The sequence below is a fragment of the Mycobacterium sp. E1715 genome (assembly GCF_001667625.1).
Lineage (GTDB): Bacteria > Actinomycetota > Actinomycetes > Mycobacteriales > Mycobacteriaceae > Mycobacterium.
The window spans coordinates 1-726 of sequence record NZ_LZJJ01000556.1; the positions used below are offsets into that span (position 1 = coordinate 1).

The following is a 726-nucleotide window of genomic DNA, read 5'->3' on the forward strand; positions in this document are numbered from 1 at the left end:
GAACGGCGTGATGAAGTCGGCGGCGCCGTCGGCCCAGACGAACTTCAGGCCGTCGAAGCGCTCGAACACGCCCTCCGCGATCATGTTCATCTGGTGGTAGATGTAATTCAGCGCCATGAAGCTGACGTATTGCTCGTAGGTGCGGGTGTTGCCGGAGGGCGTGGGCGGGAACATGATGCCGTTGCCCACGAACTCTTTTCGAAGCGCGGAGTCGACGTGGCGGTCCTGCACCCGATGGGCCGCGGCATCATGCCCGACCGGCACCTGGGCAGCGCGCTGCACGCCGCGCACAACGAGATGATGGTGTCGGACTGGTTGGATTCAGGCGAGTTCGGCGAGCGATTCCGCGGCACGATCCGGGTGAATCCCGACGACATCCCCGGCGCGTTGCGAGAGATCGAGAAGTACCGTGCCCATCCACGCGTCGTCCAGATCGGCGTGCCGCTGCAATCCCGCGAGCTCTACGGCAAGCCGCAGTTCTGGCCGCTGTGGGAGGCCGCGGTCGACGCGGGCCTCCCGGTGGCCGCGCACATCGAGGTGGGCAACGGCATCATGTTCCCGCCCACGCCCTCCGGCAACACCCGCACCTACGAGCAATACGTCAGCTTCATGGCGCTGAATTACATCTACCACCAGATGAACATGATCGCGGAGGGCGTGTTCGAGCGCTTCGACGGCCTGAAGTTCGTCTGGGCCGACGGCGCCGCCGACTTCATCATCACCACC

General features: G+C 64.9%; 2 pseudogenes. One reads left to right on the top strand and one right to left on the bottom strand.

The window, feature by feature from the left end:
- Positions 1-186, bottom strand: a pseudogene (locus tag A9X03_RS27180) (amidohydrolase); the annotation flags it as partial.
- On the opposite strand from A9X03_RS27180, the pseudogene A9X03_RS27185 reads away from it, so the two are divergent.
- A pseudogene (locus tag A9X03_RS27185) lies at positions 181-726 on the top strand (amidohydrolase family protein); the annotation flags it as partial. The pseudogenes A9X03_RS27180 and A9X03_RS27185 overlap by 6 nt on opposite strands.